Below are 16,517 nucleotides of genomic sequence, written 5' to 3' on the forward strand. Positions count from 1 at the left end.
GCGCAGGCCGGCGCGCCGGCGATGGAGGCGGTCCCGAGTCGGGAGCCGCTGTTGGAGGTCGACAACGTCACGCTGCGCTTCGGCGGCGTGGTCGCGCTCGACAACGTCAACTTCACCCTCTACAAGGGGGAGATCCTCGGGCTGATCGGCCCGAACGGCGCTGGCAAGACCACCTGCTTCAACGCGATGACAGGCATCTACCAGCCCACCCAGGGCGAGATCCGGTTCCGTGGCGGCAAGATCAGCGGGAAGAAGCGCCACCAGATCACCCAACTGGGCATGGCCCGGACGTTCCAGAACATCCGCCTGTTCCCGGAGATGACCGCCCTGGAGAACGTCCAGGTCGGCGCGGACGCGCACCACAAGACCAGCGTGCTCTCCGCGCTGTTCCGGTTGCCTCGGCACCGGCGCGAGGAGCGTGAGGGCCGGGAGAAGGCCGAGCGGCTGCTGGAGTTCGTCGGCATCCGGCACCGGCTGCACGAGTTCGCCCGCAACCTCTCCTACGGGGAGCAGCGGCGGTTGGAGATCGCTCGGGCGCTGGCCACCGATCCGGTGCTGCTCTGCCTGGACGAGCCGGCCGCCGGCTTCAACCCGGCGGAGAAGGAGGAGCTGCTCCAGCTCATCCGGCAGGTCCGGGACACCGGCGTGACCGTGCTGCTGATCGAGCACGACATGCGCCTGGTCATGGGCGTCACCGACCGGATCGTCGTGCTGGAGTTCGGAAAGAAGATCGCCGAGGGGCTGCCCGCCGAGGTGCGGGACAACCCGAAGGTGGTCGCGGCGTACCTGGGGGTCCCGGACGATGTTGCTTGAGATCGACGATGTGAGCCTGCTCTACGGACGGATCCAGGCGTTGCACGGCATCAGCCTGACCGTGGCCGAGGGTGAGATCGTCGCGCTGATCGGCGCCAACGGCGCCGGCAAGTCGACCACCATGCGGGCGATCTCCGGGATCCGGCCGATCGCCACCGGCAGCATCCGCTTCGAGGGCGAGGACATCTCCAAGCTCCGGGCGGACCTGCGGGTCCGGCGGGGGCTCTGCCAGGCGCCCGAGGGTCGGGGGATCTTCCCCGGCATGTCGGTGCTCGAGAATCTGGACATGGGGGCGTACACCCGGCGGGACCGGGCCGGGATCGCCGAGGACCTGGCCCGGGTGCTCGACCTCTTCCCCAGGCTGGCGGAGCGACGTAAGCAGGCCGGCGGTACCCTTTCCGGCGGCGAGCAGCAGATGCTGGCGGTCGGTCGGGCGTTGATGAGCCGGCCCAAGCTGCTGTTGCTCGACGAGCCCTCGATGGGATTGGCGCCGATGCTGATCCAACAGATCTTCGACATCATCAAGGAGATCAACGAGCAGGGCACCACAGTCCTGCTGGTGGAGCAGAACGCGCAGCAGGCGCTGGCCCGAGCGCACCGGGCGTACGTGCTCGAGACCGGCAGGATCGTCAAGACCGGTACCGGCGCCGAGCTGCTGCACGACCCGGCGGTCAAAGAGGCATACCTCGGCGTGGCCTGAGCGGCCGTCACACCCCTCACGCAAGGAGTGCAGAGACATGTTCAATACCATCGGTGCCCGCCGGGCGGCGTTCGGCGCCGCCAGTGTGGCGCTGCTCGCCCTCTCGCTGACGGCGTGTGGGGAGAAGGAGAACACCGGCTCGCCCGGTGCCGGTCCGACCGTCACGGCGGCGGCCGACTCGGCGCTGGCCGGGAAGGTGCCCGACGCCATCAAGGCCGACGGTGTGATCAAGGTCGGCACCGACTCGACGTACGCCCCGGCGGAGTTCCTCGACGCCGACGGCAAGACGGTGGTCGGCTTCGACGTCGAGCTGTTCAACGCGGTGGCGCAGAAGCTCGGTCTCAAGGCCGAGTACGAGTCGTCGCCCTTCGACTCGATCCTGCCCGGTGTCGACTCCGGCAAGTACGAGATCGGTGTGTCGTCGTTCACCATCAACGCCGAGCGGCTCAAGAGCGTCAACATGGTGAGCTACTTCTCCGCGGGCACCCAGTGGGCGACGAAGGCCGGCAACGCCGGCAAGATCGACATTGAGAACGCCTGCGGCAAGAAGATCGCCGTGCAGACCGGCACCGTGCAGTTCGACGACATCACCGCCCGGTCGAAGAAGTGCACCACCGGCGGCAAGCCGGCGATCACCATCGACCAGTACCAGGCGCAGAGCGACGCCACGGCCGCCGTGTTCAGCGGCAAGAACGACGCCATGCTGGCCGACTCGCCGGTCGGGGCGTACGCGGTGAAGCAGAGCAACGGCGGGCTGGAGCTGGTCGGCGACATCTACGAGTCCGCCCCGTACGGCTACGCGGTCAAGAAGGACCAGACCGCCTTCGCCGAGGTGCTCAAGGAGGCCGTCCAGGCGGTCATCGCCGACGGCACGTACCAGACCGCGTTGAAGAAGTGGGGCGTCGACGGCGGCGCCATCACCTCCTCGGCGCTGAACCCCGCCAACTGACGCATGTCGTCAGAAACGGACACAACCGAACGGGCACGGCCGGAACCCATCCAGGCCGTGCCCGTCCGGCATCCTGGGCGTTGGGTCGCGGTCGCCGTGATCGGGGTGCTGGTGGCCATGTTCGTCCACCTGCTGGTGACGAACAAGGCGTTCAACTGGTCGTTCATGGTCGACGAGATGTTCCGGCCGCCGATCATGGAGGGTCTGCGCGGCACGCTCGCGCTGACCGTGCTGGCGATGGTGATCGGCGTCAGCCTCGGCGTCGTCATCGCCATCATGCGGTTGTCGGAGAACCCGATCCTGCGCGGCGTCTCCTGGGCGTACACCTGGTTCTTCCGGGCGGTGCCCCGGCTGGTGCTGGCGATCCTCTTCGGCAACCTCGGCATCCTCTGGGCCCGGATCGAGTTCGGGCTCCCGTTCGATCGGCAGCTCGGCGCGCTGTTCGGCGTGGACGACTTCGAGGCACGTCTCTTCGGCTTCTCCGCGCTGGAGATCCTCACCGGATTCGTCGCCGGCATGTTGGCGCTCGGGCTCTCCGAGGCGGCGTACATGGCCGAGATCGTCCGGGCCGGGATCCAGTCGGTGGACGAGGGGCAGACCGAGGCGGCGCAGGCGCTGGGCCTGAGCCGCACCCAGATCCTGCGCCGCATCGTGCTGCCGCAGGCGATGCGGGTGATCATCCCGCCGACCGGCAACGAGACCATCGCGATGCTCAAGGACACCTCGCTGGTGGCCTTCGTGCCGGTCTCCACCGAGCTGTTCTTCCAGCTCAAGGCCGTGGGTAACCGGACCTTCCAGGTCTTCCCGATGTACGTGGCGGCCTGCCTGTGGTACCTGCTGCTGACCAGCGTGCTGCTCGCCGGGCAGTACTACCTGGAGCGGCACTTCTCCAAGGGGTTCGGCAAGAGCGCCCAAGCGAAGATCAGACTGCGCGGGATCGCCGCGGAGGCCGGCGGTAGCGCGAGCGAGGCGGGTCGGGGATGACGCAGGTGACGACACCGGCGGGTGCCGAGGGAACGGCCGGCGACGGCGTGATGGTCCGGGCCGAGCAGGTGCACAAGTCGTTCGGGTCGGTGGAGGTGCTCAAGGGCATCGACCTGGAGGTCCGCAGCGGCGAGGTCTGCTGTCTGCTCGGGCCCTCCGGCTCGGGCAAGTCGACGTTCCTGCGGTGCATCAACCACCTGGAAAAGATCAACGCCGGCCGGATCCGGGTGGACGGCGACCTGATCGGCTACCGGGAGCGCGGCGGCAAGCTGCACGAGATGCGGGAGAAGGAGGTCGCCGCCCAGCGCCGTGCGATCGGCATGGTGTTCCAGCGGTTCAATCTCTTTCCGCACATGACCGCCCTGCAGAACGTCGCCGAGGCGCCGGTGCTGCTGGGCCGGGAGCGCAAGGCCGCCGCCCGGGACCGGGCCGCCGCGCTGCTCGAGCGGGTCGGGCTCGGTGACAAGCTGGGCAACTACCCTGGGCAGCTCTCCGGCGGGCAGCAGCAGCGGGTGGCCATCGCCCGGGCGTTGGCGATGCAGCCGAAGCTGATGCTCTTCGACGAGCCCACCAGCGCGCTGGACCCGGAGCTGGTCGGCGAGGTGCTCGACGTGATGAAGGACCTGGCCCGCGACGGCATGACGATGATCGTGGTGACCCACGAGATCGGCTTCGCCCGGGAGGTCGGCGACTCGCTGATCTTCATGGACGACGGGGTGGTGGTGGAGTCCGGCGCGCCGCGCGAGGTGATCGCCAACCCCCGGCACGACCGGACGAAGGCGTTCCTGGCCAAGGTGCTCTGAGCCGGCGCCCGGCGCGGCCGTCCGACGGCCGCGCCGGGCGCCGTGCCGGTGTCCCGTCCTGTCGTAGTGGCGGGCTAGAGTCGCTGCCGTGACAGCTACGACACCGCGCCTGCTTCTCGTCGACGGACATTCCATGGCATATCGGGCTTTCTTCGCCCTGCCTGTGGAAAACTTCTCCACCACGACGGGGCAGCCGACCAACGCGGTGTACGGCTTCACCTCGATGCTGATCAACGTGCTGCGCGACGAGCAGCCGACCCACATCGTGGTGGCCTTCGACGTCTCCCGCCGTTCCTTCCGCACCGACAAGTACGCGGAGTACAAGGCCGGCCGCAGCGAGACCCCGACCGACTTCAAGGGCCAGGTCAGCCTGGTCAAGGAGGTCCTGGCCGCGCTGCAGATCCCGGTGGTCGAGAAGGAGGGCTTCGAGGCCGACGACGTGATCGCCACGCTCGCCTGCCAGGCTCGCGACCAGGGCATGTCGGTGCTGATCAGCAGCGGTGACCGTGACGCGTTCCAGTTGGTCGACGATCAGATCACCGTCCTCTACCCGCGCAAGGGCGTCTCCGACCTGGCCCGGATGGACCCGGCGGCGATCGAGACGAAGTACGGCGTCCCGCCACAGCAGTACCGGGACCTCGCCGCGCTGGTCGGCGAGACAAGTGACAACCTGCCCGGCGTCCCGGGCGTCGGCCCGAAGACCGCAGCCAAGTGGATCACCATGTACGGCGGGGTGGAGGGCGTGATCGCCCGGGCCGACGAGATCAAGGGCAAGGCCGGCGACAGCCTGCGGGAGCGGCTCGCCGACGTGATCCGCAACTACGAGATCAACTGCCTCGTCTCCGACCTGGAGCTGCCGCTGCGCCCGGAGGACAGTCGCTGGACGGGTTGGGACCGCGAAGCGGTGCACCAGGTCTTCGACACCCTGGAGTTCCGCATCCTGCGCGACCGTCTCTACCAGTACCTCGAGTCGGTCGAGCCGGAGGCCGAGTCCGGCTTCGACCTCACCGGCGAGGTGCTCACCGAGCCCGGCGCGCTGGCCGGGTGGCTGACCACGCACGTCCCGACCGGCACCCCGGTCGGGTTGGCGGTCAAACTCGACACCGGCCCCAACCGTCGGCACACCGCCTCGATCACCGGTCTCGCGTTGGCCACCGCCGGCGGCGCGGCGGCCTGGGTCGACCCGGCCGGGCTCGACCCGACCGACGAGGGCGCCCTGGCCGGCTGGTTGGCCGACACGCAGCGACCCAAGGTGCTGCACGACAGCAAGCCGGCCGTGCTGGCCTGCGCCGCGCACGGCTGGCAGCTCGCCGGTATCGTCCGGGACACCCAGATCGCCGCGTACCTGGCCCGGCCCGACCAGCGCTCCTACGACCTGACCGACCTGGCGCTGCGCTACCTGCACCGGGAGTTGCGGGTGGATGTGCCGGAGTCCGGCCAGCTCACCCTGGACGGCCTCGGCGACGAAGGGGTCATCGAGCAGAACCTGATGCTCCAGGCCCGGGCCACCCTCGACCTGGCCGACGCGATCGACGCCGAGTTGTCCCGCGACGGCGAGCAGTCCGCCCGGCTGATGGCCGGCGTGGAGCTGCCGTTGATGCGCGTGCTGGCCACCATGGAGAGCACCGGCATCGCCGCCGACAACGACTATCTCCACGAGTTGGAGGCGCATTTCGCCGGTGAGGTCAAGACCGCCGCGCAAAATGCCTACGCCGAGATTGGCCGGGAGTTCAACCTCGGCTCGCCCAAGCAGTTGCAGGAGATCCTCTTCACCGAGTTGGGCCTGCCGAAGACCAAGAAGATCAAGACCGGTTACACCACAGACGCCGACGCCCTGCAGTGGCTCTACGCGCAGCAGCCGCACCCGGTGTTGGCCCACCTGCTGCGTCACCGGGACGTGGCCAAGCTCAAGTCGACAGTCGACGGGCTGCTCAAGTCGGTCTCCGACGACGGCCGGATCCACACCACCTTCAACCAGACCGTGGCGGCCACCGGTCGGCTCTCCTCCACCGAGCCCAACCTGCAGAACATCCCGATCCGCACCGAGGAGGGCCGTCGGATCCGACGGGCCTTCGTGGTGGGGGAGGGCTACGAGTGCCTGCTCACCGCCGACTACAGCCAGATCGAGATGCGCATCATGGCGCACCTCAGCTCGGACGACGCGCTGATCGACGCGTTCAACTCCGGCGCCGACTTCCACGCCGCCACCGCCTCGTCGGTCTTCGGGGTGCCCCTCGACGAGGTCACCCCCGACCAGCGCCGCAAGATCAAGGCCATGAACTACGGCCTGGCGTACGGGCTCAGCGCCTTCGGCCTGTCCCAGCAGCTCACCATCAGCACCGAAGAGGCGCGCGGGCTGATGGAGAACTACTTCGCCGGCTTCGGTGGAGTGCGCGACTACCTCCAGCAGGTCGTCGCCCGGGCCCGCCAGGACGGCTACACCTCGACCATCCTCGGTCGGCGTCGCTACCTGCCCGACCTGGTCAGCGACAACCGGCAGCGCCGCGACATCGCCGAGCGGATGGCCCTCAACGCCCCCATCCAGGGCTCCGCGGCCGACATCATCAAGGTGGCGATGCTGCACGTCGACACCGCGCTGCGCGAGGCGGGGCTGCGCTCACGGATGCTGTTGCAGGTGCACGACGAGCTGGTCTTCGAGGTCGCCCCGGGTGAGCGGGAGGCGTTGGAGGCGCTGGTCCGGCGGGAGATGGGCGGGGCTTACCCGCTGTCGGTGCCGCTGGAGGTGTCCGTCGGTCTGGGCCGGGACTGGAACAGCGCCGATCACTGATCGTTTTCTGGTTGCGGTGGTGGATCTTGCGGCGGTGACCTGTCACTTCAGGGGGTCGTGACCCCAGTTCATGAGCGACCAGCGCCACCTGGTGTCGCGGACGTTGCCGGAGGGGCGCTGCGCCATGTGCCGGCGTACGTAGCCGACGACCTTGCGCATGTGCTTGTAGTCGCCCTCGGACAGGTCACCGCGTTTGCGGCGGAGCAGGTTGATGATCTTCCGGCCGGATTCGTGCCCGACGGACTCGCCACCACCAGCGTGACCGCCCTTGTGCCAGCCGACCTGCTTCGAATCGTCGGTCTCCAACCACGTGGACAGCTCGCCGGGCTTCATGTTCACCGCTTCGGTGAACTCCCGGTAGGTGTCCCGGCCGTCGTCACTTCTGCTCATGACGCAGCGCCTCGGGGCGAGGGGCGGGGTCGCCCTGGTGGAATCTCTGCTCGGCCATGGTCCTCGGCTACCCGACCCGGTCGGGGCGAAACGACTACGGAGTGATCTGGGCGATCGGCAGCTTGATGTCGAACGGCTCGGTCAGCTCGATCACGTCGGGCCCGTCGGCGACCAGCTCGTACTGCCGCTCACCGCCCGGCCCCACCCGGTCGCCGATCCGGTACGCGTACACGTGCACCGGATCCTGCTCGATCCGCCAGTAGAACGGGATGCCGGCGGCGGCGTACTCACCAGGTTTCGCGAACCTGTCGATCCGTCGCGTGCCGGGGGAGACGATCTCCACCGCGAGCGCGACGTCCGACGGCCGCAGAGTGGACCGGTCGGACGGCACGTCGGCGCGGCAGAGCAACAGGTCTGGTTGCCGGCTGGTGTTGCGGCTGAGCCCCACTCCGACCGCCTGGGCGACTCGGAGATGGTCCGGCACGCGTGAGTGAAGCCAAAGACGTAGGAGGAACGAGATGTCTTGATGGCCCAGGGTGGGGGAGGGGGTCACCTGGATAACTCCGTCGACGAGTTCGACGCGGGGGGCGTCGTCCGGCAGGGTGAGCAGGTCCTCCAGCGTGTAGTCGGCACGCTGCTGCCGCATCGGGTCCGGACACCAGGGGCCAGGTGATGTCGGGATGGGCTCCGCGCTCATGGGGCTCAGCCTACCGGCGATCGATGGAACGCATGTCGGACTGCGGGTGCGACGCGCTCAGCCGGCGGGCTTCTCGGTGACGAAGATGGCGGTGCCGGGGAAGAGTCGTCCGCGCAGCGGGCTCCACTGCCCCCAGATCCCCTCGTGTCCCTCCGGCCATTCCGGCTCCACCAGGTCCAGCAGCCGGAACCCGGCGCCGACCAGCTCACGGATCCGGTCGCCGAGGGTGCGGTGCTGCTCGACGTAGGTGGCCACGCCGGTCTCGTCCTGCTCCACGTAGGGGGAGCGGTCGAAGTATGAGTGCACGGCCGTCAGGCCGCCCTCGCCGGGGTCGTCCAGGAAGATCCACCGCATCGGGTGGGTCACCGAGAACACCCACCGGCCGCCCGGGCGCAGCACCCGGTGCACCTCGGCGAGCAGCGCCGCCGAGTCGTCCACGAACGGGATCGCGCCGAACGCGGTGCAGGCGACGTCGAACGACAGGTCGGCGAACGGCAGGGCGAGCGCGTCGGCCTGCACCAGCGGTACGCGTACCCCGCTGCGGTCGGCGGCCTCGGCGGCGTGCCGCAACATGCCGGCGGACAGGTCGAAGGCGACCGGCCGGGCACCCTGGGTGGCGAGCCAGCGGGCGGCGGCCGCGGCGCCGGCGCCCACCTCCAGCACCCGCCGCCCCGACACGTCGCCGAGCAGCCGGGCGTCGGCCTCGCGCAGGCCCTCGGGGCACCACACGAAGTCCACGTCGCCGAGGAACGCGCCGTGTTCGGCCTGGTAGTCGTCGGCGTCGGTGTCCCACCAGCCGCGGTTGGCGCGCCGGGCCTCGGCGTCACCCACCCGGCGCCGGGTAACCCGGCTGTCGTCATCCACGCGCCCACGCTAGGCCCCGCCCACCCCCTTGGGTACGGCGGCGCGTCCACGACCTGTGTGGCTGACGTCAGGAGAACCGAGTCGATCAAGTGCGGTGCGGCGGTGGCACGCCTGGGTCTGCTGTGACGCAGGAGACAGCAGGGGTGTTTTCCGGGCGATTGGTCGGCTTTCGCAGGTCATCGCACGGAGAGAAGCCGGGAGGGCTTGCACGCTGTGGTAATGCGCACGGTAGGCTAGACGATGCGCTCGCGGATCGCGTTGCCTCGGCAGGGAGCAGGTGCGCGGTCGACGGAGCCACATCATGATCTCACTAGGCGATCGTTCGGTGTGCCCGGCGACGGATCCGCTGGCGCGAACAGGTCACTGCGACACACCAGCCTGCTGTGACAACCCACCGACCGGAGCAACCGCCCACATGACGAGCAGCATCGAGGCCCCCTCGAGCGCCACCCGGGTCACCCACGACGATCTCGGTTCCGAGGAGGCATTCCTCGCCGCGATCGACGAGACCATCAAGTACTTCAACGACGGCGACATTGTCGAAGGCACCGTCGTCAAGGTCGATCGGGACGAGGTCCTGCTCGACATCGGCTACAAGACCGAGGGTGTCATCCCCTCTCGGGAGTTGTCGATCAAGCACGACGTGGACCCCGCCGAGGTTGTGACGGTTGGCGACCACATCGAGGCCCTGGTCCTCCAGAAGGAGGACAAGGAGGGTCGTCTGATCCTCTCCAAGAAGCGGGCACAGTACGAGCGGGCCTGGGGCACGATCGAGAAGATCAAGGACGAGGACGGCGTCGTCCGCGGTTCGGTCATCGAGGTGGTCAAGGGCGGCCTCATCCTCGACATCGGGCTGCGCGGCTTCCTGCCGGCGTCCCTGGTCGAGATGCGTCGTGTGCGCGACCTGCAGCCGTACGTCGGGCGGGAGCTCGAGGCCAAGATCATCGAGCTGGACAAGAACCGCAACAACGTGGTCCTGTCCCGCCGGGCCTGGCTGGAGCAGACGCAGTCCGAGGTGCGCACCGAGTTCCTCAACAAGCTGCAGAAGGGCCAGGTCCGCAAGGGCGTCGTGTCCTCGATCGTCAACTTCGGCGCCTTCGTGGACCTGGGCGGCGTCGACGGTCTGGTGCACGTCTCCGAGCTGTCCTGGAAGCACATCGACCACCCGTCCGAGGTCGTCGAGGTGGGCCAGGAGGTCGAGGTCGAGGTCCTGGACGTCGACCTGGACCGCGAGCGGGTCTCGCTGTCGCTGAAGGCGACCCAGGAAGACCCGTGGCGGCAGTTCGCCCGCACCCACGCGATCCAGCAGATCGTGCCGGGTAAGGTCACCAAGCTGGTGCCGTTCGGTGCGTTCGTCCGTGTGGACGACGGCATCGAGGGTCTGGTCCACATCTCCGAGCTGGCCGAGCGCCACGTGGAGATCCCGGAGCAGGTCGTCCAGGTCGGCTCCGAGGTCATGGTCAAGGTCATCGACATCGACCTCGAGCGTCGGCGGATCTCGCTGTCGCTCAAGCAGGCCAACGAGGGCTTCGTCGAGGGCGAGGAGCACTTCGACCCGACCCTCTACGGCATGGCCGCGACGTACGACACCGAGGGCAACTACATCTACCCGGAGGGCTTCGACCCGGAGACGGGCGAGTGGCTCGAGGGGTACGACAAGCAGCGCGAGACCTGGGAGAACCAGTACGCCGAGGCTCGTCTGCGCTGGGAGGCCCACACCAAGCAGGTGCAGACCTCTCGGGCCGCCGACGCCGAGGCCGCTGCCAACCCGACTCCGGTCGTCCCGGCCGCTGCCGGTGGCGGCGGCGGTGGCACCACCTCTTCGTCCAGCCCGGCCCCGAGCCGGCAGGCCGAGGAGCCGGCCGGCACGCTGGCCACCGACGAGGCGCTCGCCGCTCTGCGGGAGAAGCTCGCCGGCGGTAAGTGACCCGCTGAACGACGACAGGCCCCGTCCCCGCGATCTCCGGATCGCTGGGGGCGGGGCCTTCGCCGTACCCGCATGACGCCCCGGGTGAGTGGCGTGCCCGGAGCGAGTCGGGACAAGCGCGCCGCGGCGGGCGCGCGGCCGGGCACCGACCGCCAAGATCGCCCTCGATCCATGATGTAGGGGCCTCCCGGACGCCGCACACCACTCAATCCTGGTTCGAGCACGATCCTGGGGCGGGTTTGGCGACGGGCTTGTGGATCCGGTTGACTGTTCGGGTGCTGAGGGTGGGGTTGACCGGCGGGATTGGTTCGGGCAAGAGCGCGGTGGCCGCGCGGCTCGTCGAACGGGGCGCGGTGCTCATCGACGCCGACCAGGTGGCCCGAGAGGTGGTGGCGCCGGGTACGGACGGGCTGGCCGAGATCGTTGCCGCCTTCTCCGACGCGGTGCTGGACGACGACGGCGCACTGGATCGGGCCGCGCTGGGAGCGGTGGTGTTCGCCGACGAGACCGCCCGGCGTCGGCTGGAGGCGATCACCCACCCCCGGGTCCGGGCCCGCACCGCGGAGCTGGCCGCCGCGGCGGCACCCGACGCGATAGTCGTCAACGACGTACCGCTGCTGGTCGAGGTGGGTCTCGCGCCGACGTACCACCTGGTGATCGTGGTGCAGACGGCCGTGCCGACCCGACTGGAGCGGCTGGCGCGCGACCGGGGGATGGGTCGCGCGGAGGCCGAGCGGCGGATCGCCGCCCAGGCCGACGACGCCCGCCGCCGGGCGGCGGCGGACGTGGTGCTGACCAACGACGGGAGCCTGACGGCGCTGCACGACGCCGTCGACGTGCTGTGGAAGCAGCGGCTGACGCCCTACGAGGACAACCTGCGCCAGCGGCGGGTGGTCCCGCCGGCCCCGACCGAGCTGGCCGGGGCCGACGGGAGCTGGCCGGAGCAGTACGCGCGGCTGGCCGCCCGGATCCAGCACACGCTCGGTCCGGATGCCCTACGGATCGATCACATCGGTTCGACGGCGGTGCCCGGCCTGGCCGCCCAGAACGTCATCGACGTGCAGGTGGCGGTCTCCAGCCTCGCCGACGCCGACGGGCCACTGGTCGACCGGTTGGCGAGCGCCGGGTTCCCGCGGGTGCCCGGGCAGTGGTGGGATGACCCGCGCCCGGCCGGTAGGGACCGGTGGGAGAAGCGGCTGCACGGCAGTGCGGACCCGGCCCGCCCGGTTCGCCTGCACGTGCGGGTGGCGGATTCGCCGGGTTGGCGGTACGCGCTGCTGATGCGCGACCACCTGCGGGCCGACCCGGACCAGCGGGCCGCGTACCTGCTGCTCAAGCGGGACCTGGTCGACGCGGCACCGGATGCCGGCGATTCCGGCACGGCCCGCAACCCGTGGTTCGACGAGGAGTACCTGCGGGCCGAGCAGTGGGCCGCGCAGACCGGCTGGCGCCCCTGAGGTCAGCGGGCACCGGGCCGTGGGGCCGGCGACCGAGGGGCCGACGGTCGAGGGGTGGCGGGCCGAGGGTTGACGGCCAGTCGGGGCACGACGGCGGGTTGGAGATCCAGGTGCGCCCACGCGCCGGCGTCGGTCCGCAACTCGAGCCGACGGAGCGACCCGTCCCGGTCGATCCAGTAACGCAGCCGCCCGCCCGCCGGACCCGACTCGATGACGTCCACGGTCCGTCCGGCGACGACGTCCTCACGTACCCGCACGGCCGCGCCGCGGTGCCCGACGGACCCGGCGGCCACCGCGGCGTCGACCAGCACGCTCAGGTCGTCCGCGCCGGGTCGGGAGATCCGCCAGGCCCCGGCCGGGGCTGGCAACGGCGGCCGGGCGGGCGCCTCCGCGGTGCCGCCACCAGCGGCGGCCGCCGGCAGGTCCGTCCGGGCCAGACCGACGGTGTCGCGTCGCAGCAGGGTCCGGCGATCCGGCACGCCAAGGTCGGCGACCGCGAGGTACGCGGTACGCGCGGTCCAGCTCAACCAGCCGGCGCCCCGCAGGTTCGTGTCCTCGCCCACTGGCGCGTTCAGCGTCACCGTGGCGCCACCCTGGGCCCGGAGCCGGGTCGGCAGCCGATCCAGCCGACGCTGCTCGGCGTCGGTGAGCGCGCGGGGCAGACCGGGCCGCCCGCCGAGGGCGTCCACCGGCCGTAGTGTCGGCCGGTCCGCCCGGTTGAAGATCATCGCGACCGGGCCGGTGCCGGGCAGCTGGGTCACCAGCTTGTGCAGCCGGGCATCCTGGTCGAGCCAGTACCGGGTCTGTCCGTCCGGGACGGGCGTCGCGGCAGCGGGGGTGCCGGGCGCCGTGCTGGCGGCCGGCACGCCTGTGGACAGCGGTGCCTGTATGACGTCCAGTGGGCCGGCCGGCACGGTGTCCCGGGCTATCCAGCGCGCCCCGCTGGACGGTGCCGTCCGAGTCGCGTCCGGGCGGTCGGCGGCGAGATCGAGGAGCAGGTCGAGCACCGGCGCCAGGTGCGCCCCGGTAGCCAGTCGGTGCAGCCGCCACCGATCCGCCGGGGGCACCAGTGGTGGTGCGGCGGGAGTGGGCACCGCCGCCGGATCCGGCCGGATCACCAGCACCGGACCACTCCTCTGCAACAGCCCGCGTTCGGCGCCGGCACCCGGCCCACCCACGTCGAGATAGAGCAGCGAACGGGACCAGTCCACCCAGCCCACCAGTTCGACGCGGGCGGCGCCAGTGCCGGCCGTGACGCGTACCCCGGCGCGCAGGTCCCGCAGGTTGGTGACCCGCACGGCGGCCAGCCGCTCGCTCTCGGTCACGGTCAGCGGCCGGGCCGGCTCGGGCGGGTCGGGCGCCCAGCTCAACAACCCGAGCACCAACGCCGTCGCGGACGTCACCGCCGTCAGACCGAGCAGCAGCAGCACCGTACGCCGACGACGGCCGGCCGGGGCCGGGCCGGTGGTGTCGGCGGCTTCGGTGCTGTCGGCGATGTCCGGGCCGGTGCGGTGCCGCCCAGTGCCGCCGGCCGGGCCGCCGTCGCTGGCTGGGCCGCTGCGGCTGGTCGGGCCGCCGCTGCTGCCGGGGTCGCCGCCGGTGCTCGTGTCGGCCGGCCGGGGTGTGGCAGTGCGGGGGGTGTCGGGCGGCGGGGTTGCAGAGGTGTCCACGGAGTGGAAACGGGCGGGGAGGCACCGGGGTGACGAGCAGGGGCGCTCGCGGCGGCCGGTCTGCGCCTCGAGCGCGACCACACGGTGCGCACGCCGGACGAGCCGGGTGCTGCGACCGCAGTGCCGGGGGTGACCGGCCGTGATGTTGGCCTGGCCACCGGGCCGGTCGGCCGCCGCGAGCGGCCTACATGAAGAGGGTAGTCCCGGTGACATGGGCCACACAATGGGGATATTGAAGCCGATCACACACCTGGCGTGACGGCGGTTCCTGTCGGACCTCCGGCGTACCGTTGAAGGCATGGCGCTCGACATTCCCCGGCTCGACGGCCGCTTCCAGGTCGTCAGTGACTTCCAGCCGGCCGGTGACCAACCGGCGGCCATCGACGATCTTGAGCGCCGGGTTCGGCGCGGCGACCGCAACACCGTGCTGCTCGGCGCGACCGGCACGGGCAAGAGCGCCACCACGGCGTGGTTGATCGAGCGACTGCAGCGACCCACCCTGGTGCTCGCCCCGAACAAGACGCTCTGCGCGCAGCTGGCCAAGGAGTTCAGCGAGCTGCTGCCGAACAACGCCGTCGAATACTTCGTGTCGTACTACGACTACTACCAGCCCGAGGCCTACATCCCGCAGACCGACACCTACATCGAGAAGGATTCCTCGATCAACGAGGAGGTGGAGCGGCTGCGGCACTCGGCGACGATGTCGCTGCTCACCCGCCGCGACGTGATCGTGGTGGCGACCGTCTCGGCGATCTATGGTCTCGGCACCCCGGAGGAATACCTCAACCGGGCGGTGAAGGTGCAGATCGGGCAGGATCTCGACCGCGACCAGTTGCTGCGCCGGCTGGTCGACATCCAGTACACCCGCAACGACATGGCCTTCCAGCGGGGCACCTTCCGGGTTCGCGGCGACACGCTGGAGATCATCCCGGCGTACGAGGAACTGGCGATCCGCATCGAGCTGTTCGGTGACGAGGTGGAGAAGCTCTACTACCTCAACCCGTTGACCGGTGACGTGGTCCGCGAGGTCGACCAGCTGGTGATCTTCCCGGCCACGCACTACGCGGCCGGTCCGGAGCGGATGGAACGGGCGATCCGGGACATCGAGGTGGAGCTGGCCGAGCGCCTCGCCGAGCTGGAGCGGCAGGGCAAGCTGCTGGAGGCGCAGCGGCTGCGGATGCGCACCACCTACGACATCGAGATGATGCGGCAGGTGGGCTTCTGCTCCGGCATCGAGAACTACTCGATGCACATGGACGGGCGGCTGCCCGGCAGCCCGCCGCACGCCCTGCTCGACTACTTCCCCGACGACTTCCTCACCGTGGTCGACGAGTCGCACGTGACCATCCCGCAGATCGGCGGCATGTACGAGGGCGACGCGTCGCGCAAGCGGATGCTCATCGACCACGGCTTCCGGCTGCCCAGCGCGGCCGACAACCGGCCGCTGCGTTTCGACGAGTTCCTGGAGCGGGTCGGCCAGATGGTCTACCTCTCCGCGACCCCCGGCACCTGGGAGATGGAGCAGGCCCAGGGCGAGTTCGTCGAGCAGGTGATCCGACCCACCGGTCTGATCGACCCGGAGGTCGTGATCAAGCCGACCAAGGGTCAGATCGACGACCTGATGCACGAGATCAAGCTGCGGACCGACCGGGACGAGCGGGTGCTGGTCACCACGCTGACCAAGAAGATGGCCGAGGACCTGTCCGACTACCTCCTGGAGAACGGCATCCGGGTGCGCTACCTGCACTCGGAGGTCGACACGTTGCGCCGGGTGGAGCTGCTGCGCGAGCTGCGCAAGGGCGACTACGACGTGCTCGTCGGCATCAACCTGCTCCGCGAAGGTCTGGACCTGCCCGAGGTGTCGCTGGTGGCGATTCTCGACGCCGACAAGGAGGGTTTCCTGCGCAGCGGCCGGTCGCTGATCCAGACCATCGGCCGGGCCGCCCGTAACGTCTCCGGTCAGGTGCACATGTACGCCGACAAGATCACTCCGTCGATGGCGGCGGCGATCGACGAGACCGATCGGCGTCGGGCCAAGCAGATCGCGCACAACGAGGCGCACGGCATCAGCCCGGAGCCGCTGCGCAAGAAGATCCACGACATCCTGGACGACATCTACCGCGAGGCGGAGGACACCGAGAACTCCCGGGTCGGGGGCGCGGTGCGTCAGCTTTCCCGGGGCAAGGCGCCGGTCAAGGAGACACGCAGCCGCAGCCGGTCCGCCGCCACCACCACGTCGCGGGAGGGGATGGCCCGGGCCGACCTCGCCCAGCTGATCCAGGAGCTCAGCGACCAGATGTTGGCCGCCGCCCGCGAGCTGCAGTTCGAGTTGGCGGCCCGGATCCGTGACGAGGTCTCCGACCTGAAGAAGGAGCTGCGCGGCATGGACGCCGCCGGCGTGAAGTGACGGCCAACCGGTCGGCCACGCCCGGGGCTCCGCTCGGGCTCGGCCGACCGGGGTACGCGAAGGGCGGG

General features: G+C 70.2%; 12 protein-coding genes and 1 pseudogene. 9 read left to right on the forward strand and 4 right to left on the reverse strand.

Going from position 1 to position 16,517, the window contains the following annotated elements:
- Positions 1-21 precede the first annotated feature (21 nt).
- From ACLQ3B_RS02940 to polA, 6 genes are all read left to right on the forward strand, one after another.
- The gene (locus ACLQ3B_RS02940) at positions 22-813 is read left to right on the forward strand and encodes an ABC transporter ATP-binding protein (RefSeq protein ID WP_167492923.1); all 792 of its coding nucleotides are present in this window, start codon (positions 22-24) and stop codon (positions 811-813) included.
- The gene (locus ACLQ3B_RS02945) at positions 803-1,513 is read left to right on the forward strand and encodes an ABC transporter ATP-binding protein (protein ID WP_355007597.1); all 711 of its coding nucleotides are present in this window, start codon (positions 803-805) and stop codon (positions 1,511-1,513) included. The genes ACLQ3B_RS02940 and ACLQ3B_RS02945 overlap by 11 nt, the downstream gene beginning before the upstream one ends.
- A 37-nt stretch (positions 1,514-1,550) precedes the next feature.
- Positions 1,551-2,462 (forward strand): ABC transporter substrate-binding protein, encoded by a 912-nt coding sequence (locus tag ACLQ3B_RS02950; protein ID WP_425777083.1) that lies wholly within the window; start codon positions 1,551-1,553, stop codon positions 2,460-2,462.
- A 3-nt stretch (positions 2,463-2,465) separates the two neighbouring features.
- On the forward strand, positions 2,466-3,446 hold the full coding sequence (locus tag ACLQ3B_RS02955; RefSeq protein ID WP_425777085.1) for an amino acid ABC transporter permease: 981 nt from the start codon (positions 2,466-2,468) through the stop codon (positions 3,444-3,446).
- The gene (locus ACLQ3B_RS02960; RefSeq protein WP_425777087.1) at positions 3,443-4,249 is read left to right on the forward strand and encodes an amino acid ABC transporter ATP-binding protein; all 807 of its coding nucleotides are present in this window, start codon (positions 3,443-3,445) and stop codon (positions 4,247-4,249) included. Before ACLQ3B_RS02955 ends, ACLQ3B_RS02960 begins: the two co-directional genes overlap by 4 nt.
- 88 nt (positions 4,250-4,337) lie before the next feature.
- Positions 4,338-7,037: a DNA polymerase I gene (gene polA, locus ACLQ3B_RS02965; RefSeq protein ID WP_425777089.1), complete on the forward strand. Its 2,700-nt coding sequence runs from the start codon at positions 4,338-4,340 to the stop codon at positions 7,035-7,037.
- 45 nt (positions 7,038-7,082) lie between these two features.
- Here polA and ACLQ3B_RS02970 read toward each other — a convergent pair.
- From ACLQ3B_RS02970 to ACLQ3B_RS02980, 3 genes and pseudogenes are all read right to left on the reverse strand, one after another.
- A pseudogene (locus ACLQ3B_RS02970) lies at positions 7,083-7,427 on the reverse strand (DUF3140 domain-containing protein); the annotation flags it as partial.
- 94 nt (positions 7,428-7,521) lie between these two features.
- Entirely contained in the window at positions 7,522-8,124 is a 603-nt protein-coding gene (locus ACLQ3B_RS02975) for a Uma2 family endonuclease (RefSeq protein WP_425777091.1), read from the reverse strand.
- 57 nt (positions 8,125-8,181) lie between these two features.
- Positions 8,182-8,988: a class I SAM-dependent methyltransferase gene (locus tag ACLQ3B_RS02980; RefSeq protein WP_425777093.1), complete on the reverse strand. Its 807-nt coding sequence runs from the start codon at positions 8,986-8,988 to the stop codon at positions 8,182-8,184.
- A gap of 415 nt (positions 8,989-9,403) precedes the next feature.
- On the opposite strand from ACLQ3B_RS02980, the gene rpsA reads away from it, so the two are divergent.
- Positions 9,404-10,915 (forward strand): 30S ribosomal protein S1, encoded by a 1,512-nt coding sequence (gene rpsA, locus ACLQ3B_RS02985; RefSeq protein WP_124815727.1) that lies wholly within the window; start codon positions 9,404-9,406, stop codon positions 10,913-10,915.
- 275 nt (positions 10,916-11,190) lie between these two features.
- A complete protein-coding gene (gene coaE, locus ACLQ3B_RS02990; RefSeq protein ID WP_425777095.1) occupies positions 11,191-12,372 on the forward strand; it encodes a dephospho-CoA kinase in 1,182 nt (393 codons plus the stop codon).
- Between the two features lie 2 nt (positions 12,373-12,374).
- Here the strand turns inward: coaE and ACLQ3B_RS02995 are convergent, their stop codons facing one another.
- Complete coding sequence (locus ACLQ3B_RS02995; protein WP_425777097.1) at positions 12,375-14,042, reverse strand: hypothetical protein; 1,668 nt, start codon at positions 14,040-14,042, stop codon at positions 12,375-12,377.
- Positions 14,043-14,340: 298 nt separating this feature from the next.
- Between ACLQ3B_RS02995 and uvrB the strand changes: the two genes are divergently transcribed.
- Positions 14,341-16,449 carry an excinuclease ABC subunit UvrB gene (gene uvrB / locus ACLQ3B_RS03000; RefSeq protein WP_425777099.1) on the forward strand — a complete coding sequence of 703 codons (2,109 nt, stop codon included), beginning with the start codon at positions 14,341-14,343 and terminating at the stop codon, positions 16,447-16,449.
- Positions 16,450-16,517 lie beyond the last annotated feature (68 nt).

The sequence above is a fragment of the Micromonospora sp. DT53 genome (assembly GCF_049841535.1).
Lineage (GTDB): Bacteria > Actinomycetota > Actinomycetes > Mycobacteriales > Micromonosporaceae > Micromonospora.